18 protein-coding genes are annotated in these 19,989 nt (G+C 64.9%); 10 read left to right on the top strand and 8 right to left on the bottom strand.

Features of this window, described 5'->3' with window-relative positions; genetic code table 11:
- Positions 1-151: 151 nt before the first annotated feature.
- The 4 genes from B9A15_RS17060 to B9A15_RS17045 all read right to left on the bottom strand — a co-directional run bounded on the left by B9A15_RS17060 (position 152) and on the right by B9A15_RS17045 (position 3,721).
- Entirely contained in the window at positions 152-1,147 is a 996-nt protein-coding gene (locus B9A15_RS17060) for an Ldh family oxidoreductase (RefSeq protein WP_084411727.1), read from the bottom strand.
- Positions 1,144-2,079 carry a hydroxyacid dehydrogenase gene (locus B9A15_RS17055; RefSeq protein ID WP_084411726.1) on the bottom strand — a complete coding sequence of 312 codons (936 nt, stop codon included), beginning with the start codon at positions 2,077-2,079 and terminating at the stop codon, positions 1,144-1,146. The genes B9A15_RS17060 and B9A15_RS17055 overlap by 4 nt, the downstream gene beginning before the upstream one ends.
- A gap of 87 nt (positions 2,080-2,166) precedes the next feature.
- Positions 2,167-3,345 carry a UxaA family hydrolase gene (locus tag B9A15_RS17050; RefSeq protein ID WP_084411725.1) on the bottom strand — a complete coding sequence of 393 codons (1,179 nt, stop codon included), beginning with the start codon at positions 3,343-3,345 and terminating at the stop codon, positions 2,167-2,169.
- Positions 3,346-3,430: 85 nt separating this feature from the next.
- A complete protein-coding gene (locus B9A15_RS17045) occupies positions 3,431-3,721 on the bottom strand; it encodes a UxaA family hydrolase (RefSeq protein ID WP_084411724.1) in 291 nt (96 codons plus the stop codon).
- A gap of 251 nt (positions 3,722-3,972) precedes the next feature.
- Here B9A15_RS17045 and B9A15_RS17040 point away from each other — a divergent pair, with 251 nt between their 5' ends.
- Both B9A15_RS17040 and B9A15_RS17035 read left to right on the top strand, forming a co-directional pair.
- Positions 3,973-4,701: a GntR family transcriptional regulator gene (locus tag B9A15_RS17040; protein ID WP_084411737.1), complete on the top strand. Its 729-nt coding sequence runs from the start codon at positions 3,973-3,975 to the stop codon at positions 4,699-4,701.
- An 86-nt stretch (positions 4,702-4,787) separates the two neighbouring features.
- The gene (locus B9A15_RS17035; RefSeq protein ID WP_084411723.1) at positions 4,788-5,798 is read left to right on the top strand and encodes a YeiH family protein; all 1,011 of its coding nucleotides are present in this window, start codon (positions 4,788-4,790) and stop codon (positions 5,796-5,798) included.
- A gap of 426 nt (positions 5,799-6,224) precedes the next feature.
- On the opposite strand, the gene B9A15_RS17030 is transcribed toward B9A15_RS17035, so the two are convergent.
- The 4 genes from B9A15_RS17030 to B9A15_RS17015 all read right to left on the bottom strand — a co-directional run bounded on the left by B9A15_RS17030 (position 6,225) and on the right by B9A15_RS17015 (position 9,803).
- Complete coding sequence (locus B9A15_RS17030) at positions 6,225-6,668, bottom strand: hypothetical protein (RefSeq protein WP_084411722.1); 444 nt, start codon at positions 6,666-6,668, stop codon at positions 6,225-6,227.
- The gene (locus B9A15_RS17025) at positions 6,652-7,308 is read right to left on the bottom strand and encodes a recombinase family protein (RefSeq protein ID WP_084411721.1); all 657 of its coding nucleotides are present in this window, start codon (positions 7,306-7,308) and stop codon (positions 6,652-6,654) included. Before B9A15_RS17025 ends, B9A15_RS17030 begins: the two co-directional genes overlap by 17 nt.
- Before the next feature lie 306 nt (positions 7,309-7,614).
- The gene (gene iolG / locus B9A15_RS17020; RefSeq protein WP_084411720.1) at positions 7,615-8,625 is read right to left on the bottom strand and encodes an inositol 2-dehydrogenase; all 1,011 of its coding nucleotides are present in this window, start codon (positions 8,623-8,625) and stop codon (positions 7,615-7,617) included.
- A gap of 44 nt (positions 8,626-8,669) precedes the next feature.
- A complete protein-coding gene (locus tag B9A15_RS17015; protein ID WP_084411719.1) occupies positions 8,670-9,803 on the bottom strand; it encodes a Gfo/Idh/MocA family protein in 1,134 nt (377 codons plus the stop codon).
- Between the two features lie 202 nt (positions 9,804-10,005).
- Here B9A15_RS17015 and B9A15_RS17010 point away from each other — a divergent pair, with 202 nt between their 5' ends.
- From B9A15_RS17010 to iolB, 8 genes are all read left to right on the top strand, one after another.
- Entirely contained in the window at positions 10,006-10,827 is an 822-nt protein-coding gene (locus B9A15_RS17010; protein WP_084411718.1) for a MurR/RpiR family transcriptional regulator, read from the top strand.
- A 197-nt stretch (positions 10,828-11,024) separates the two neighbouring features.
- Entirely contained in the window at positions 11,025-11,978 is a 954-nt protein-coding gene (locus B9A15_RS17005; protein ID WP_084411717.1) for a sugar ABC transporter substrate-binding protein, read from the top strand.
- A 646-nt stretch (positions 11,979-12,624) separates the two neighbouring features.
- Positions 12,625-13,734, top strand: a complete 1,110-nt coding sequence (locus B9A15_RS16995) for an ABC transporter permease (RefSeq protein WP_084411715.1) — start codon at positions 12,625-12,627, stop codon at positions 13,732-13,734.
- On the top strand, positions 13,731-14,510 hold the full coding sequence (locus B9A15_RS16990) for an ATP-binding cassette domain-containing protein (RefSeq protein ID WP_139798455.1): 780 nt from the start codon (positions 13,731-13,733) through the stop codon (positions 14,508-14,510). The genes B9A15_RS16995 and B9A15_RS16990 overlap by 4 nt, the downstream gene beginning before the upstream one ends.
- Positions 14,507-16,420, top strand: coding sequence for a bifunctional 5-dehydro-2-deoxygluconokinase/5-dehydro-2-deoxyphosphogluconate aldolase (locus B9A15_RS16985; RefSeq protein WP_084411713.1), 1,914 nt, complete (start codon positions 14,507-14,509; stop codon positions 16,418-16,420). Before B9A15_RS16990 ends, B9A15_RS16985 begins: the two co-directional genes overlap by 4 nt.
- Positions 16,417-18,243 (top strand): 3D-(3,5/4)-trihydroxycyclohexane-1,2-dione acylhydrolase (decyclizing), encoded by a 1,827-nt coding sequence (gene iolD / locus B9A15_RS16980; protein ID WP_084411712.1) that lies wholly within the window; start codon positions 16,417-16,419, stop codon positions 18,241-18,243. The genes B9A15_RS16985 and iolD overlap by 4 nt, the downstream gene beginning before the upstream one ends.
- Entirely contained in the window at positions 18,240-19,148 is a 909-nt protein-coding gene (gene iolE, locus B9A15_RS16975; protein ID WP_084411711.1) for a myo-inosose-2 dehydratase, read from the top strand. The genes iolD and iolE overlap by 4 nt, the downstream gene beginning before the upstream one ends.
- Complete coding sequence (gene iolB, locus B9A15_RS16970; protein WP_084411710.1) at positions 19,145-19,939, top strand: 5-deoxy-glucuronate isomerase; 795 nt, start codon at positions 19,145-19,147, stop codon at positions 19,937-19,939. Before iolE ends, iolB begins: the two co-directional genes overlap by 4 nt.
- The last annotated feature ends 50 nt before the right edge of the window (positions 19,940-19,989 follow it).

The raw sequence follows: 19,989 nt of genomic DNA, 5'->3' as shown, positions 1-19,989 counted from the left end.
AGCATGGCCGCGTCTATGGGTCTTGAGCGGATGCGATGGCATCGTCTGCTTATTTGTATTCCCGTCTGAAAGCAGACCGACCGCTAACCACCCATCACCACCATTCAGACACTCAGTTCGGAAACAGTATCGCCGCACTCCACTCTCCCCCTCACACCGCCTCGATCATCGCCATCACGTCGTCCTCGATGACAAGCCCAGCCTCCGCCGCCTTGCGCCGGGCTTCGAGACCTCGGCGGCCCGGAAGCCTCACGCCGGGCTCGTGGCCGATCATCGCGGCGAGGTCGCCGAGGCGGTGGAGTGCGTTCGCGCCGCCGATGGCCTTCGGGTCGAGGACGAGGATGAACTGGCCGAGGCGCGGCGGCGCGCCCTTGTCGTCGAAGAGCGAGGAGGCCTCATAGGCGAAATTCGAGCCCGTCAGCCCCGCACTCAGCATTTCCACCATCAGCGCCAGAGCCGCGCCCTTGGCGTCGGCGACGGGAACCATGGTGCCGGCAAGCGCGGCGTCGGCGTCGGTCGTCGGATTGCCGTCCTTGTCGAGAGCCCAGCCTTCGGGAATGGCGGCACCCTTCTGCTTGGCGGCCATCACCTTGCCCCGCGCGACCTTGGAGAGCGAGAGGTCGATGACGACGGGATCGGCGTCCGGCAGAGGCGTCGCAAAGGCGATCGGATTGGTGCCGAAGACGCCCTTGGTGCCGCCCCAGGCCGCCATGGCGCTGGGGGCATTGGCCATCATCAAGGCGACAAGGCCCTTTTCGGCGAAGCGCTCGACGGTGAGGCCGAGAACGCCGGCATGATGGGAATTTCGCACCCCGATCGCCAGAACGCCCGTCTCGGCGACGATCGCGGGTGCCCGCTCGATGGCGAGATCGAAGGCAGGATAGGCAAAGCCCTCGGCGGCATCGACGCGCATCGTCGCTGCCCGCGTCATCTCGATCACGGGGCTCGCATGGCCATCGACCTTCTTCACCTTGGCCTGCCCGCTATAGGCCGGCACGCGCCGCAGACCATGACCGCCCTGGCCCGCCGCTTCGGCGGTGACCAGCGCATAGGCGACGGAGGCGGCCTGGGCGGGGCCGACATCGGCGCGCTGAAGGGCGCTCGCGACGAGGCGCTCGGTGTCTTCGATCGACAGTGTGGTGGTCATTGGGACAGGCTCGCAAGATGGTTGAGGACGTTGTCCGCCGTGACAGAGCTCACGCGGACATTCGCCTCTTTCGTAACGCCGGCGATATGCGGCGTCAGGATCAGATTGGGAACCCCTTCGAAGCGCGCGCCGGCTTCCCGGTCGAGCGGCTCGCTCTCGAAGACGTCGAGCGCGGCGCCGCCCAATTGCCCAGCCCGAAGCGCCTCGACGAGCGCCGCCTCGTCGACGACCCCGCCCCGCGCCGTGTTGATCAGAATCGCGCTCGGTTTCATCGCCTTCATCGCATCGCGGCCGACCAGATGGCGCGTCGTCTCGGTGAGCGGCACATGCAGGCTGATCACGTCCGAGGTCCGAAGCAAGGCCTGAAGATCGAGGCGCTCGGCGCTCTGCCAGGCGGCATCGCCTTCGGGCAGAAACGGATCGAAGGCGGCGATCTCGCAGCCAAAGCTTTGCGCGCGCGCCGCGACCTTGCGGGCGATCGCGCCATAGCCGATCAGCCCCAGGCGTTTGCCGGCGATCTCACCGCCCATCATCTCCATGCGTGGCCAGCGCCCCGCCGCAATGTCGGGGCTTCGGTTGTATGCGCCTCGCAGAAGCGTCAGCGCCGCCGTGACCACATATTCGGCGACCGCGACGTCATTGGCGCCGGTCGCGGGATAGACGGTGATGGCCTTGGTCTTGCAGGCGTCGAGGTCGATATTGTCGAGGCCGACACCGAGCCGTCCGACACAGGCGAGCGAGGACAGATCGGCCAGGAGCTCTTTCGAGACCTTTGTGCGGTTGCGCACGATGAGCGCTTTTGCCGTCTTCAGCGCCTCGCGCAAAGCGTCAGGCTGATCAACGAGATCCGGATCGTAGAGAATGTCATGGCGCTCGCGAAGCCGGTCCACCGCCGCCTCGTCCATGAATTCGGAAATCACGATCTCAGGCATCTCACCCTCTTCTATCAGGCACTCGGTGAACGAAAAGGCCGGCCGCCGATGGGGCGGCCGACCTCGAAACAGGCAGATCGCGGCCGATCAGGCGCTGCGATAGAGCTTGGTCATCACGAATTCGCGGTGGCCAAGGGCTTCGGCCGCCGTCATGCGGCCATTGGCGGTGCGCATAATGTTCTCGATCAGCGCGTCGCCCGCCTGATCGATCGTCATGTCGCGGCGCAGAATGCCGGAGACATCCACATCCACATGCTCCGACATGGTGCGGACCGTGCGCGGATTGGCGGTGATCTTCACCACCGGCACAATCGGATTGCCGATGACATTGCCCTGGCCGGTCGGGAAGGTGTGGATCACATAGCCGGCAGCCGCCATCAGGGTCACGCATTCGGCCGCTGCCGAGGAGGTGTCCATGAAATAGAGGCCATTGCCCTTTTGCGGGGCTTCGGCAGGCTCGAGAATGTCGATGAACTTGCACTCGCGCCCGATCTTTTCGAGATTGCCGAGTGCCTTTTCCTCGATGGTGGAAAGGCCACCCTCGATATTGCCCTTGGTCGGCTGGGATTCCGACAGATCGTTGGTGGCATGGGCGAAGATGACGTCGTCCTGATAGGCCTTCCACATCTTGTACCAGCGCTCGCCGACTTCCGCATCGACCGCCCGCTCCTTGCAGATATGCTCGGCGCCGGTGATCTCGGAGGTCTCGCCGAAGACGCCGTAAATGCCCTCGGGGATCAGCTTGTCATACATATTGCCGACGGTCGGGCAGGAGCCGAGGCCGGTGGTCGTGTCGGACTCGCCGCATTTGGTCGAGACCCAGAGCTCGGAGACGTCGCATTCGGTGCGCTGAAGCTCGGTGGCCCACTGGACCATTTCCTTCGCCTTGCGCGAGACGTCCATGATCGTCTTCAGATCGCCATTCTGCTCGATCGAGAAGGCGGCGACCGGCTTGCCGGTCTCGGCGATGCCGTCGGCGATCTTCTGGGTCCAGCCCGGCTCGATGCCGACCACGATGCAGGCGGCGACATTCGGATTGGAGCCGGTGCCGATCATGGTGCGGAAATGAAGGTCGAGATCGGCGCCGAATTGCAGGCGGCCATAGGCATGCGGCAGGGCCAGCGTGCCTTTGATGTTGTTGGCGACGGCTTCGCAAGCGGCGTTGGAAATGTCGTCGACCGGCAGGATGACGACGTGGTTGCGCACACCCACGCGGCCATTCTCGCGGCGATAGCCCTGGAATTTGCGGTTGGTATTGATCGGCATGGTCAAGCTCTTTTCAAGGTGAGACGGGAGCGGGAAAGCGATGAGCCGCGCGGGGCGATCGGCGCCGGCGCGTCCTCACATCGTCTCACCAGCGATTGGTCTTCAGATTGTGGACATGGACGTGGCTGCCCTTCTTCACATCGGCCTTGAAGCGCCCGATGTCCTCGCCGTATTTCACCGCCGTGTCGCCCGAGGACACATCGCTGAGCGCGATCTTGTGGCCGATCGGAACGTCGTCATTGGCCGTCAGGCGGAACGAGGAATTGTCGTGGGTGACGACGCAGAGCATGTCTGTGCCCGCCTTCAGGCCCTCGACGACGACCACGCCGACATTGTCCTTGTGATCGTGGACCAATAGCTGCGGATGACTGCTCATCGGGTCTTCTCCCTTTTTCGGTATCGGATGACAATTCGCTCGACCTGACGCCGCCCCTCGCACCTCGCTTTCGCTGATTGATGCGAGGGCGACCGACGCGAGGATCTGGGGCTTTGCATTCGCTCAAGTCTTGTATAAGACATAAAATATGTTTTCGAACGGGTGTCAAGGGTGGTATGGAACCGAAGCGGTCGCTTTATCGCGAGCGGCCAGCGGCAGAATTTGACATTGGCGATGGAGACGGCGGCGAGATGAGCGAGAGCGGATCGGAAGGATTGGCGTTCAGACCGCTCTATGCCCAGGTGCGGGCCCGGCTGGTGCAGCGGCTGATCTCGGGCGAGTGGACGCCCGGCATGATGCTGCCGAGCGAATTCCAGATCGCCAAGGAGCTCGGCGTCAGCCAGGGCACCGTGCGCAAGGCCCTCGACGCCATGACCGCCGAGCATCTTCTCGTGCGCCGGCAGGGGCGCGGCACCTTCGTCGCCATCCCCGAAGAGAGCCGCATTCTCTTCAAGTTCTTCCGCCTCGTCGCCGATGACGGCACACGCCTCTTTCCCCGGAGCGAGGTGATCGGGCGCGGGCGCTCGCGCGCTTGCGCCCTGATTCGGGACCAGCTGAAGCTCTCGCCGAAAGACGACGTCTGGTGGATCGACCGGGTGAGACGGCTGGGCGAGAAGCCGGTCATCGTGGAGCGCGTCACCCTGCCCGTGGCCCGGTTCGAGACCCTCGGCGCGATGGAGACGATCCCGAACAATGTCTATGCGCTCTATTCAGAGCATTACGGCATTACCATCGGTCGGGCCGCCGAGAAGCTGAAGGCAAAGCTCGCGAGCGATCATGTCGCCACGCATCTCGGCTGCTCGCTCGGCGATCCCGTCCTCCAGGTGGAGCGCCTCGCCTTGGCGCTCGACGACACGCCGGTCGAGCATCGCCTCTCCACCTGCCTGACCGAGGATTTCCACTACGGCGCCGATCTTTAGGACGCCGCACGCGCGCCGGTTCCAAGACACCCGGACCGGTTTCCCGCATGCCCGCAAAGAACGGGCGAGAACACGAAGGCCAGCTCATGCAGACTCCGACCCCCGCAGCCCTCAAGGACCGCTACTGGCCGCTTTTTCCCGGGGTTCTCCTGGCCCTCGTCGTGGCCGCCGCGGCGCGCTTCGTGGCCGATCACTATGCGGCGCCGGTCATGCTGTTCGCGCTTCTGATCGGCATGGCCTTCAACTTCCTGGCCGTCGACCCGCGCTTCAAGCCGGGCCTCGAATTTTCCTCCAAGAGCCTGCTTCGCTTCGGCATCGTGCTTCTGGGCGCGCGCATCACGACGGGCGACATCGCCTCGCTCGGCGTCTCGACCTTCGCCACGGTGATCGGCCTCATCGCCCTGACGATCGCCACCGGCTTCGTCTGCGGGCGCATCTTCGACAAGCAATGGCGCTTTTCGCTTCTGACCGGCGGCTCCGTCGCGATCTGCGGCGCCTCGGCCGCCCTCGCCATCGCCTCCGTCATTCCCCACAACGACAAGACCGAGCGCAATCTTCTCTTCACGGTCGTCTCGGTCACCACGCTCTCGACGATCGCGATGATCCTCTATCCGATCCTGTTCACGGTGTTGGGGCTCAGCTCCAGCCAGAGCGGCTTCCTGGTCGGCGCGACGATCCACGACGTCGCGCAAGTGGTGGGCGCGGGCTATTCGATCTCGACCGATGTCGGCGATGTGGCGACCATCATCAAGCTCCTGCGCGTCGCCATGCTGCCGGTGGTTCTCATCATCATCGTCCTGGCTCTCGCAGGCCAGAAGCGGAGCGACACCAAATCGGTCCGCCTGCCGTCCTTCGTCATCGGCTTCGCGGTGCTGACCGCCATCAACAGCCTCGGCTGGCTTCCCGCGAGTGTCGCAGGCGTCGCGGTCGATCTGTCGGGCTGGCTCCTCGTCATCGCCATCTCGGCGCTCGGCGTGCGGACCAATATGAAGGACATGCTGCAGCTCGGCTGGCGCCATGTGGCGATGGTCGTCACGGAGACCCTCGTTCTCCTGATCCTCGCCATCACCGCCGTCGAGATCGGGCTTGCGGGATAAAGCATACTGCCGAAAAGTGGCATGATTTTTCGGATCACGTCATGCGGCAAAACAAAGACTTGGAGTGAAATCGCGGTTCTGATTCAGAGCGCACGACACTATGATCGAGCGCTCGGGGCGACTTGATCGTAAAGCCGCTACCCTCGACGCTTCGTCATTCTCGGCCACCGTGCCGAGAATCCAGAAACGCCTGAAAAAGAAGCGGCTTCATCGGCGCACTGGATGCTCGGGACAGGCCCGAGCATGACGAACGCGATGGAAGCGAGAGTCTGAATTGCGAATGCCTAGCACTCGCTCAACGCCGTCCGAAGAAACCGTCATGCGCTCTGGTTCCGATTCATCGCATTTCGCTCCAAGGCCGAATTCATTCGTGCAGGAGAGCGGCTAAGCGTGCCCACCCGCCCCGCGCTTGTCCAAAGCGTGGAGCTATCGGCGATAGGGCCCGTTGAAGAGATCGCCGAGGGCGCGGCGCAGCAGAACGGTCAGGCGGCGCTTTTCGAGGTTCCATGGGCGATCGTGATCGAGATGGCAGCGCTGGCAGAGGGCGGCGAGATTGTTGTCGTCGTTGTTGGACGTGTCCTGGTCGAGATGGGCGCAGGCGATGCGCACCAGGGTGGTCGTGACCGTCAGGTCCGATTGATCCGACCGGGGATCGGGCAGCGCGGCTTTGCGGATCAGCCGCCCGCGCCCGTCCCGCCAACGCTCGGCCTCATCGTCGAACCAGCGTCCGTCGCCGAGATGATAGACGATCTTGTTATGGGGCCGACCGCAATGCTCGCATCGGCCCTTGGCCCGGCCGAAGCGGATCGCGGCGGAGAGTTCGCGCCAGTCGATCGGGTAGAAGTGCCGATTTTCACGACGGATCGGCATCGGCTCTCTCGGAGCTGGCCTCGCGCGCCCGGTCGGCGCTTTCGTCGGACGATGTCGCGGCGTCCTTCATCTTGTCCCGGGCCCGGGTGATGGTCAGCCGGGAGACCCCGTAATCGCGCGCGAGGCGCGAGATCGAGGCGCCTTCGGCGAGTTTGGCGACGACCGCCTGTCTCTGGTTCGGCGTCAGACGCGGCGGACGGCCGAGCGTCTTTCCCTCGGCCTTCGCCCGTTCGAGCCCGGCCTGGGTGCGCTCGATCAGAAGATCACGCTCGAATTCGGCCACCGCATTGATGACGCCCATGGTCATGCGACCCGCCGCGCTCGTCAGATCGACACCGCCAAGCGCCAGACAATGGACCTTGATGCCGAGCTCGGCGAGCTGATCGACCGTCTTGCGCACATCCATCGCGTTGCGCCCGAGCCGGTCGAGCTTGGTGACGACGAGAATATCCCCGTCCTCCAGCCGGTCGATCAGTCTCGTGAAGCCTGGACGCTCGGAAGCCGGAATCGAGCCGGAGATCGTCTCCGTCACGATCCGGCGCGGCTGAACCTGAAAGCCGGCCGCCCGAATCTCGCCGAGCTGGTTGTCGGTCGTCTGCTCGATGGTCGAGACGCGGGCATAGGCGAAGAGGCGGGACATGGCGGCGACCGGACAGGATTGTATCCTAAACGCCCTAGCCTCTATCGCGCATGCGCACAAGACGATTGCGCTATGTTCCGCGCATTCGGCGCACCGACTCTCATCCGCAATCTTTTGGAGAACGGGTCAGGGCCGGGCATGGACGCTGCGGCTTCTCCCCCAGGGGGAGAAGTCGTCGGCTCTTGCTGCCGGCTGCTGAGACAAATCGCCAAGGTCATTGTCACGACCATGATCGATCGCGATCCCCTGCGATACAGGCTCTTCGCATGATGTGTGAATGTCGTATGTCTATCCCCAAAACGGCCCTCAAGCCCCCTTGCCCATCGAGCGCGGGTCGATGGGCCTCTTTTCCGCGACCGAACGCGTCGCCGCTTCGGCCAGGGCCAGCGCCGCGAGACCGTCATCGCCGGAGGGCGACATCGCGATGCCTTCGGAGAGAGCCTTCAGGAAGGCGCCGATTTCGGCCCGGTAGGCGGCCGCATAACGGGTCATGAAGAAGTTCTGCAAGGGCGGGCGGGTATAGCCGTCGCCTGTCGCGATGGTCACCGAGGCCTCGTGCTGGTTCTCGGCGCTGACCATGCCGCCCGATCCGTGAACCTCGATGCGCTGGTCATAGCCATAGGTCGCTCGGCGCGAATTGATGATGACCGCCTGACGCCCGCTCGGCGTGCGCATCAGGATGGTCGCCGTATCCACATCGCCGAGTTCGCCGACCTTTGGGTCCACCATCACCGACGCCGTGGCGACGACGCTCTCGATCTCTTCGCCCAAAAGAAAGCGCGCCATGTCGAAGTCGTGGATCGTCATGTCGCGAAAGAGGCCGCCTGAGCGGGGAAGATAGTCCAGATGGGGTAGGCCGGGGTCGCGGCTCGTCAGCACCACCTGTTCGACGGAGCCGACGCGCCCCTCGTCGATCGCCCGCTTCAAGGCGGCGAAATGGGGATCAAAGCGGCGGTTGAAGCCGATCATCAGGGGCGTGGCGGTTTCATCGACGACCGAAAGGCACTGGCGGACGCGCTCGAGCGACAGGTCGATCGGCTTTTCGCAGAAGATCGGCTTGCCGGCCCGCGCGAAGCGCTCGATGAGATCGGCATGGGTATCGGTCGGGGTGCAGATCGCCACGGCGTCCACATCGGAGGCGGCGAGGATCTCGTCGATAGTCGAGACGCGCGCGCCATGGGCCTCGGCAAGGGCGTTGGCGGAGGCCTCGAAGGCATCCGCCACGGCGACGAGCCGCGCGCCCGGCGTCGCGGCGATCGCGTCGGCATGAACCTTGCCGATGCGACCGGCGCCGAGAACCGCGAGGGAAAGAGGCATGATGGAATCTCCCAATGAGATGTGAATGACGCAGGGGATAAGGCTCAGCCGCCCATCGCGCTGACGGCAACGCGGCTGCCGTCGCGATCGGCCGATTCGGCCATGGCATAGACGACGCGCTCGATGGCGAGCGCCTCGGCAAAGTCCGGCCGGGCGCGCTCGCCCCCGGCGATCGTGCGAAGAAGCTCGCCGGCCTCGATCACCTTCAGATCGTTGAAGCCCAGAGAATGGCCCGGCGCCGGACAGAAGGCGCCATAGGGGGGATGCTCGCCGCTCGTCAGGATCGTGCGGAAACCGGCTTCCGATTTCGCGCCCTCGGCGACATAGAGTTCGAGCTCGTTAAGGCGCTCCTGGTCGAAGCGGATCATGCCCTTTGTGCCATGGGCCTCGAAACCGAGCGAGCCTTTGCGCCCCCAGGCCGCGCGGGAGATGACCAGCGTCCCATGAAACCCGGCCTCGAAGCGCACGAGCGCCGAGGCGATATCCTCGTTCTCGACCGAGGCCTCGCCGCCTTCAGGGAGGGGGCGCGTCGGATAGGCGGCGGCGGCCTCCGCGACGACCGAGACGATCGGCCCGCCAAGGCCGGTGAGCAGGGAGACCAGATGAACGCCGATGTCTCCGAGGGCGCCAAGGCCGGCCTCCGCGCGCCGGGACCGCCATGTCCAGGGCAGCGAGCCATCGGCCTGATAGTCCTCGTCCACAAAGCCGCGCAGATGGAACAGGCGTCCGATCCGCCCCTCCTCGATGAGGCGTCTCGCATGCTGAAAGGCGGGATTGCGCAGATAGTTATAGCCGACCAGCGTCGTCCGGCCGCTCGCCTCGGCGGCCGCCGCCATGGCCTCGCCATCGGCGAGCGTCACGCCAAGCGGCTTTTCGCACCACACATGCTTGCCGGCGGCAAGCGCGGCTTCGGCGATCGGGCGATGCAGGGCGTTCGGCGTCGTGATCGAGACCACGTCCACCGCCGGGTCGTCCACTAAGCGGCGCCAGTCGTCTATGGCGCGGGCAAAACCAAACTGCCCCGCCATCGCCTCGGCCTTTTCGATCGGCGTGTCGCATAGGAGTTCGAGACGCACCGGCGGCAGGCCTCCCAGCACGCGATTGGCGTTCGCCCAGGCGATCGCATGGGCCTTGCCCATGAAGCCGGTCCCGATCAGGCCGATGCCGAGGCTTTGCATGGCGCGTCTCCTCCCCTATTCCCGCGAACCATTCACGCCCGAAGAGTTTTGGCCCTTCGATCGGCACCCGCTCTCCCAACGGATTGCTGGAATGGAATATTTGTTCCATTCTATGGTTCGCCGCAGCCGCCTCTGTCAAGCGGTCCGAAATAAAGGCCTGAAGGAAGGCCCCATTGAAGGCCCCCATTGAAGGAGTAACGCCATGTCCGCTGCGGATGCGCCGTCCCGGCTCGAAATCTTTCACCGCCGCTTGGCGGAGGAGAGCGAGACGCTGCCCAAGCGTCTGCGCCAATGCGCCGACCTCGTCGCGCGGGCCCCGGAGCGGATCGCCGTCTCGACAGTGGCCGAGCTTGCGGAGGCGGCCGAGGTCCCGCCCTCGGCCTTTGTCCGCTTCTGCCAACTCTTCGGCTTTTCCGGCTATTCGGAGATGCAGAAGCTGTTTCGCGAGGCCTATGCGCCGCGTTGGCCGGATTATCCGACACGCATCGAGGTTCTGCGCGATCATGGCCAGGATTCCCCCGGGGCGCTTCTCGCCGAATTCATGGAAGCGGGTCGCCATTCCCTGGCAAGGCTGGCCGAAACGGTCGACCCCGATGCCCTCAATAAAGCCGTCGACGTGATGGCGAAGGCGCAAACCATTCATATCGCGGGGTTTCGCCGTGCCTTTCCGGTTGCGAGCTATATGGCCTACACGCTCGAAAAGATGGAGATCCCGGCCATGCTCCACGGCGCGGTCGGCCAGATCGAGACCCGCCACGCCCTGCGCGAGGGTGATGCGCTCGTCGCCATCAGTTTCTCACCCTACACGCCGGCCACGATCGAGCTGGCCGAAGAGGCGCAGCGGCGCGCCCTTCCCATCGTCGCGATCACCGACACGCTGACAAGCCCGCTGCGGCGCCTCAATGGCACGGTGCTGACGGTCAACGAGACCGATGTCGGCGCCTTTCGCCCGCTCACCGCGACGCTCGCCCTCGCCACCGCCCTCGTCGTCTCCACCGGCACACGCCGCATCGGATCGCGGTGACGCTGCGAGGGCTTGGAACAGGTCCTTATCCGCAACGAAGGAAGAGGCTGTCCGGCGTCGCCGGCCGAAGGGACACGCTGATCCGCGCGAAGAATTTGGAACGACAGGGTTGCAATCCGGAATAAATAGATGGAATATTCCATTCGTAGCCGCCGCCCTGGGGAGGAGTGGCTCGCAAATCGTTTCGGGAGGAACTCATGATGAAGTCTCTGCTGTGCGCGACGGCCCTCGGCCTCGCCGCATCGACCCTGCCCTTTGCCGCGTCGGCCCAAGACAATGGCGGCGAGCAATTCGTGCTGATCAGCCATGCGCCGGACTCCGATTCCTGGTGGAACACGATCCGCAACGCGATCAAGCTCGCCGCCGACGAGCTCGACGTCACCGTCGACTATCGCAATCCCCCGACGGGCGATCTCGCCGACATGGCCCGCATCGTCGAGCAGGCGACCGCTTCCAATCCCGACGGCATCATCGTGACGATCGCCGACTTCGACGTCCTGTCCGGCCCGATCCGCGCGGCCGTCGATCAGGGCATTCCGGTGATCACCATCAATTCGGGCACCGCCGAGCAATCCAAGGAGCTCGGCGCTCTCATGCATGTGGGCCAGCCGGAATTCGAGGCCGGGCGCCTTGCCGGCGAGCGCGCCAAGAAGGAGGGCGCGAGCCACTTCGTCTGCGTCAATCACTACATCACCAATCCGGCCTCGGTGGAGCGCTGCCGCGGCTTTGCGGAAGGGCTCGGCGTCGAATTCGGCAATCAGATGATCGATGCCGGCCAGGATCCGGGTCAGATCCAGAACACGGTCTCGGCCTATCTCTCGGCCAATCCCGATACCGACGCGATCCTGACCCTCGGGCCCACCTCCGCCCATCCGACGATCCGCGCGGTCCAGGAACAGGGCCTTGGCGGTGACCAGACCGTGTTCGCGACCTTCGATCTGTCCGGCGAGATCGCCCAGGCGATCCGCGACGACATCGTCGACTTCGCGATCGATCAGCAGCCCTTCCTGCAAGGCTATCTGCCGGTCGTCTTCCTGACCAATTACGACCGCTACGGGGTCATCCCCTCGAACGACGTGAATTCGGGTCCGGGCTTCATCACCAAGGACAATCTCGATCAGGTCGAGGCGCTGGCCGGCCAGTATCGCTGAGCTTCAAGCGGAGAGGCTCCCCGAGCGGATTGCAGACGATCGGCGTCATGATGCACGACACCATGCCTTGCCGAAGGACGCGGAATGCTCGGGGGAAGTCCCTGCGGCCTTCGAGCGTATTCTCGCTGACGGTTAAGAGCCGAGCCTAGATGCTTCGGCTTCTCCCCCATGGGGAGAAGTGCCGGCAGGCGATGAGGGCTTTGCCGCGGCTTCGATGAGGGAAGCGCCAATTGGCGGAACCCTTGATATCGCGAGGCTATACCCCTCATCCGCCCTTCGGGCACCGTCTCCCCACGGGGGAGAAGTCGTCGGGTGCTTGCTGCCGGCTGCCGAAACAGATCGCTGAGATCATGAGCAGGACAACGGTCGGTTTCAAGCTCTCACGATTGAGACTTATCGTCGGCTGTATGAACCCCGAGGGCACCGGGACCGAGAATGACGTTGCGCAGAGGGTCTTGTCGTCATTTTCAGGGGTTGAGCAGGCCGATATCGAGAAACCTTCCCCAGCGTCCAAGCCCATCCGCTCCGAGCCTCGGCTCTGACGCGCGGATGCGAACGGAAAGGTCGAGGGACCTTTCCGCTCACATCCTTCGGCGCTTCGAGCGCCCGTTTTCATCCACCGACCCATTGAAGAGGTGACGCCGCGATGACCATCGCCGCCGATGACGAACGTCTCAAATCCAGATCGCGGCTGCGTTCGGCCCTGGTGCGGCCCGAGCTCGGCTCCATTTGCGGCGCGATCCTGGTCTTCGTCTTTTTCTTTGCCATCGCCCGGGATTCGGGCATGTTCGGCCTTCAGGGCGTGATGAACTGGACGGTCGTCTCCGCCCAATTCGCGATCATCGCGGTCGGCGCCTGCCTGTTGATGATCGCCGGGGAATTCGACCTCTCGGTCGGCTCGATGATCGGCTTTTCAGGCATCGTCATCGCGATCCTCTCGGTCCAATGGGGCTGGCCGGTCTGGAGCGCGATCCTCGTCGCCTTTCTAGTGGCGATCGCGATCGGCGCCCTCAACGGCCTTCTGGTCATCCGCACCGGCCTTCCGAGCTTCATCGTCACCCTCGGCTCGCTCTATGTCCTGCGCGGCCTCACCATCTGGCTTTCCATTCTGACCACCCAGCAGACCATCATCGGCGGCATCGCGCCGCTAGCGGAAGGCGACTGGCTGGCGCCGCTTTTCGGTGGCAAGGCGTTTTCAGGTCTGTTCGTCTGGCTCGCCGAAAATGGCTGGACGGAAACCTATACGCGGGGCACCCGCACCGGCCAGCCGATCATCGACGGCATCCCCATGGTCGTCCTCTGGGCGCTGGGCCTCATCATCGTCGCCCACATCGTTCTGACACGCACCCGCTTCGGCAACTGGATCTTCGCATCGGGAGGCGATGCCCAGGCCGCGCGCTATGTCGGCGTGCCGGTCGCGCGGGTGAAGATCCTCATGTTCATGACGACGGCCTTCTGCGCCACGGTCTTCGCCACGTCCCAGGTGATGGAATTCGGTTCCGCCGCCGCCGATCGCGGTCTGTTGAAGGAGTTCGAGGCGATCATCTGCGTCGTCATCGGCGGCGCGCTTCTGACCGGCGGCTATGGCTCGATCGTCGGCGCCGCCCTCGGCGCGCTGATCTTCGGCGTCGTCCAGCAGGGCCTGTTCTTCGCCCAGGCCGAAAGCTCGCTCTTCCGCGTCTTTCTCGGCACGATCCTGATCCTCGCCGTCGTCTTCAACACCTATATCCGCCGCGCGATCACGGGAGAACGCTGATGTCGCCCTTGATCGAAATGAAGAATATCGAGAAGCATTTCGGCCCGGTGATCGCCCTAAACGGCGTCTCCTTCGACGTTCGTCCCGGCGAATGCCACTGCCTTCTCGGCGACAACGGCGCCGGCAAGTCGACCTTCATCAAGACCATGGCCGGCGTCCACAAGCCGACCAAGGGCGAGATCCTGATCGGCGGCGAGCCGATGAGCTTCCAGAACCCGCGCGACGCGATGGGCGCGGGGATCGCGACGGTCTATCAGGATCTGGCGATGATCCCACTGATGAGCGTGACCCGCAATTTCTGGATGGGCCGTGAGCCGGTCCGCAAGGTTGGGCCGTTCAGATTCATCGACTTTCGCCTGGCCAATCAGGTGACGATGGATGAGATGCAGCGCATGGGCATCAACCTGCGCGCCCCAACCCAGGCGGTCGGCACCCTGTCGGGCGGCGAGCGCCAGACGGTGGCGATCGCAAGGGCGGTCTATTTCGGCGCCAAGGTCCTGATCCTCGACGAGCCGACCTCGGCGCTCGGCGTGCGCCAGACCGCCAATGTCCTCTCGACCATCGACCGGGTTCGCAAGAGCGGCGTCGGCGTCGTCTTCATCACCCACAATGTCCGCCATGCCATGGCGATCGGCGACCGCTTCACCGTGCTCAATCGCGGCCAGACCCTGGGAACGGCCAAGCGCGGGGAGATCAAGCCGGAAGAGCTGCAGGACATGATGGCCGGCGGCCAGGACATGGCCGAACTCGAAGGATCGCTGGGAGGCACGGTGTGAAACCACTCGACATCATCACCATCGGTCGCTCCTCCGTCGATCTCTACGGCGCCCAGGTCGGCGGGCGCCTCGAGGACATGGGTTCGTTCCAGAAATATGTCGGCGGCTCGCCCACCAATATGGCGACGGGTACGGCGCGGCTCGGCCTCAAATCCGCATTGATCACGCGGGTCGGCGACGAGCATATGGGCCGCTTCCTGCGCGAGGAACTCGTCAAGGAAGGCGTCGACGTGCGCGGCGTGAAGACGGACCCGGAGCGCCTCACCGCCCTCGTCCTTCTCGGCATTCGCGACGAAAACTCCTTTCCCCTGATCTTCTATCGCGAGAACTGCGCCGACATGGCGCTCTGCGAGGAAGACATCGAGGAGGGCTTCATCGCCGAGGCCCGCGCAGTGGTCGCGACGGGCACACATCTGTCCCATCCGCGCACGGAAGCCGCCGTACTCAAAGCGCTCCGTCTGGCGCGCCAGCACGGCGCACGCACCGCCCTCGATATCGACTATCGCCCCAATCTCTGGGGCCTGTCCGGCCATGGCGACGGCGAGAACCGCTTCATCGAGAGCGCCGCCGTCACCGAGCGCCTTCAGAGCCATCTCGGCCTCTTCGACCTCATCGTCGGGACGGAAGAGGAGTTCCACATCGCCGGCGGCTCGACGGACACGTTGGAAGCCTTGCGCGCGGTGCGCGAGAAGACCTCGGCGACGCTGATCTGCAAGCGGGGCGCTGCGGGCGCGGCCGCCTTCACCGGAAAAATCCCCCAATCCCTCGACGAGGGACAGACCGGGCCGGGCTTCCCGATCGAGGTGTTCAACGTGCTCGGCGCGGGCGACGGCTTCATGTCGGGCCTTCTGAAAGGCTGGCTCGACGACGAGACATGGCCGCGTGCGCTGGAATATGCCAATGCCTGCGGCGCCTTCGCGGTGTCGCGCCATGGCTGCACGCCGGCCTATCCGAGCCTTGAAGAGCTGCAGTTCTTCTTGAAACGCGGCGTCAAGACGCCGGCGCTTCGCCACGACCGCGAGCTCGACCAGCTTCACTGGTCGACGAACCGCCATGGTGAATGGCCGCAGATGCGCGTCTTCGCCTTCGACCATCGCATTCAGATGGAAGAACTGGACGGGGCGACGCCTCGGCGCATCGGTCGTTTCAAGGACCTCTGCCTGAAGGCAACCCTCGCGGTCGCCGATGGGCGACCGGGCTATGGGCTCCTGTGCGACGACCGGCTCGGCCGCAGCGCGCTCCAGGCAGCGACCGGCACCGGCCTCTGGGTCGCGCGGCCCGCCGAATTGCCGGGCTCGCGCCCACTCGAATTCGAAGCCGAACTCGGCCCCGATGCCGGGGGCTTGAGCGAATGGCCGCTCCATCAGGTGGTCAAGGTTCTCTGCTTCTGCCACCCGGAGGACGAGGCGGCCATGCGGGCCGCCCAGGAGGAGACGCTGAAGCGGCTCTTTACCTCGGCGCGGCGCAACCGGCTGGAATTTCTCCTGGAGATCATCCCCTCCAAGGTCGGGCCCGTCGACGACGACACCGTCGCGACACTCATTCGCCGCACCTACGAGATCGGCATCCATCCCGATTGGTGGAAACTCGAACCCTTGACGAGCGCACGCGCCTGGGAGACCGCCTGCCGGGCGATCGAAGAAAACGATCCCCATTGCCGCGGCGTGGTGGTGCTCGGGCTCGACGCCAGCGAGACTGAGCTGGCGGCAAGTTTCGCCGAGGCCACCCGCCACAAGCTGGTGAAAGGCTTTGCGGTCGGACGCACCATTTTCGGGGATGCGGCGCGGGACTGGTTCGCCGACCGGATCGACGACGAGACTGCGATCGCGCGCATGACGGAGAACTTCACCCGTCTCTGCGGGCTCTGGGATCAGGCGCTGGCACGAAACGACAGGGAGACAGGCGCATGACGACGATCAGGCTGACGGCCGCCCAGGCCATGATCCGCTGGCTCTCGGCCCAGATGACGGAGGAGGGCGAGCCCTTCATCGCCGGCTGCTGGGCGATATTCGGCCATGGCAATGTGGCCGGTCTCGGCGAGGCGCTGGAAGGCGCGCGCGAGACGATGAAGACCCTTCGCGGCCAGAACGAACAGACCATGGCCCATGCGGCGATCGCCTATGCCAAGCAGTTGGGCCGTCGCCGCGCCATGATGATCACCTCCTCGATCGGTCCCGGCGCGACGAATATGGTCACGGCGGCGGGCCTTGCCCATGTGAACCGCCTGCCGGTGCTTCTCGTGCCAAGCGACGTCTTCGCCGGGCGCGGTCCCGATCCCGTTCTTCAGCAGATCGAGGATTTCGGCGACGGGACGCTGACGGTCAATGACTGCTTCCGCCCGGTCTCACGCTATTTCGACCGCATCACGCGCCCCGAGCAGCTCTTGACCGCCCTGCCCCGAGCCATGCGCGTGATGACCGATCCGGCCGAATGCGGCCCGGTGACGCTCGCCTTCTGCCAGGATGTCCAGGCCGAGGCCTATGACTGGCCACAGGCCTTTTTCGAGCCGAAGATCTGGTATCGCCGCCGGCCGGCGCCCGACGCCAGAGAGGTCGAACGGGTCGCCGATCTGATCCGCCAAGCCAAGGCGCCGGTCATCGTCGCCGGGGGCGGCGTTCATTATTCCGGCGCCTGCGAGGCGCTCCAATCCTTTGCGACGCGTTCTGCCATTCCGGTGGTGGAAAGCCAGGCGGGCAAGTCGGCGCTCGCCTTCGACGATCCGTATAATTTCGGCCCGGTCGGCGTCACCGGCGCGAGCTCGGCCAATGCGGTCTGCCGGAAGGCCGATCTCGTCATCGGTGTCGGCACGAGGTTTCAGGATTTCACCACGGGCTCCTGGGCGCTCTTCCAGAACCCCGACCGCGTATTGGTCTCGATCAATGTCGCCGCCTATGACGCCATGAAGCATGGCGCCGAGCCGCTCTCAGCCGATGCGAAAGTGGCGCTCGAAGCGCTGAGCGAGGCGCTCGGCGACCACCGCGCGCCGGCCCCGCCGGCCGATCTGAAATCAGCCTGGTTCGCCTCGGTCGATCCCCTGACGAACGCTCCGGAGGAGGGCGGCAATGCCCTTCCGACCGACGCCCAGGTGATCGGCGCCGTCCAGCGGGCGAGCGGGAAGGACAGCGTCGTCATGTGCGCGGCGGGCACCATGCCGGGCGAACTTCACAAGCTCTGGAAGGCCCCGCGCCCCGGCGCCTATCACATGGAATATGGCTATTCCTGCATGGGCTACGAGATCGCCGGAGCGCTCGGCATCAAGATGGCCGAGCCCGAGCGCGACGTCATCTGCATGCTCGGCGACGGCTCATACATGATGGCGAATTCCGAGCTGGCGACCGCCGCCATGATGGGCGTGTCCTTCACCGTCGTCGTCACCGACAATCGCGGCTATGGCTGTATCAACCGCCTGCAGGTCGCGAGCGGCGGCGCCGAGTTCAACAATCTCTATGCCTCCTCCAACCTCAGCAACCCGCCGGCGATCGACTTTGCCGCCCATGCCCGCGCCATGGGGGCCGAGGCGGTGAAGGTCGGCTCCATCGCCGAGCTGGAGGCCGCCCTTGCCGAGCGCGGCGGCAAGACGGGCCCCTATGTCGTCGTCATCGACACCGACCCCTATCCCTCGACGCCCCATGGCGGCCATTGGTGGGACGTCGCCATCCCGGAAGTTTCGAACCGCCGCGAGGTCCAGTCGGCCCGCGCCGCCTATGACGATCAACTGAAAGCACGCCGATGATCCTTTACGGCACCAATCCCATCGCCTGGACGAATGACGACGATCGCTCGCTCGGCGCCCATATCACCCTGGAGCAATGCCTCGACGAGGCGGCCGAGATCGGCTTCGACGGCATCGAGAAGGGCCACAAGCTTCCCGACACGCCTGAAGGCATCCAGAAGGAGCTTGGGCAGCGCGGTCTTCGCTTTGTGTCGGGCTGGCATTCGACCAATCTTCTGGTGAATGATATCGAGACAGAGAAGCGGGCGATGCAACCCTTTCTCGACCTCCTGAAGGCGGTCGGATCGAAGGTCATCATCGTCTGCGAGACCTCGAACGCCATCCATGGCGACGACGGCAAGGCGCTGGCCGAGAAGCCGGTCCTTGGCGAAGCCGACTGGGCCGGCTTCGGCAACGGGATCGAGTCTCTGGCGGATTTCGCCGCCGACCAGGGCATCGCGTTGGTCTATCACCATCATATGGGGACCATCGTCGAGACGCCGGAGGAGGTCGACCGGCTGATGGCCGAGACCGGCCCCAAGACCCGGCTTCTGTTCGATACCGGACACTATTTCTTCGGCGGCGGCGATCCGACCGAAGGCGCCCGGCGCCACATGGATCGCGTCTCCCATATCCATGCCAAGAATGTCCGGCCCGACATCATGCGACAGGTCCGCGAGGAGCGTCTGTCCTTCCTGGAAGGCGTCAGGCGCGGCGTCTTCACCGTGCCAGGCGACCCGGAAGGCGGGGTCGATTTCGCACCCGTGCTCAAAAGCGCGGCCGAGCACGGCTATTCGGGTTGGCTCGTCATCGAGGCCGAGCAAGACCCGTCCGTGCGCGAGCCCAAGCTCTACCAGTCCATGGGCCTCGAAGCGCTCCGCCGGATCGCCCGCGAGAGCGGACTCGACAAGGAACCTGCCACATGAGCCTTCTGCGCAAACCTTTGGGCACCAGCGGCCTCGTCCACGACATTGCGCCCGAAGACGCTGGCTGGACCTATGTCGGCTTCAAGCTCTATCGCCTCTCGCCCGGCGAGAGCGTGTCCGGAAGCCTCGGCTCCAACGAAGCCATTCTGGTGATGGTGGAAGGCAAGGCGGCGATCCGCGCCGCCGGCACCGATTGGGGCGTTCTCGGCGAGAGGATGGACGTCTTCGAGAAGACGCCGCCCCATTGCCTCTACATTCCGAACGATCAGGACTGGGAGGCGGTCGCCGAGACCCCTTGCACGCTGGCGGTCTGTCTCGCGCCGGGCAAAAGCGGCCACGAGGCGAGGCGTCTCGGGCCGGACGGCATCACGCTCACCCAGCGCGGCGAGGGCTCGAACACGCGCTTCATCAACAATATCGCCATGGAGGACGCCGACGTCGCGGATTCGCTTCTGGTCACGGAGGTCTTCACGCCGGCCGGCCATTGGTCGAGCTATCCGAGCCATCGTCACGACGAGGACCGCTTCCCCGAAATCACCTATCTGGAAGAGACCTATTATCACCGCCTGAATCCCGACCAGGGTTTCGGCGTCCAGCGGGTCTATACGGAAGACGGCGCACTCGACGAGACCATGGCGGTGAAGAGCCACGACGTCGTCCTCGTCCCGCGCGGCCACCACCCCTGCGGCGCCCCGCATGGCTACGAGATGTATTATCTGAACGTCATGGCCGGCCCTTTGCGCAAATGGCGCTTCGTCGCCGATCCCGACCATGCCTGGCTGATGCCCTGAAGCCCATTTCGGCAGAGACTGGCTGACGATCGCAGCGCCTCGAAATCATG

Source organism: Fulvimarina manganoxydans (genome assembly GCF_900176465.1).
Taxonomy (GTDB): Bacteria; Pseudomonadota; Alphaproteobacteria; order Rhizobiales; family Rhizobiaceae; genus Fulvimarina; species Fulvimarina manganoxydans.
This window is presented reverse-complemented; position numbering and strand designations above follow the sequence as displayed.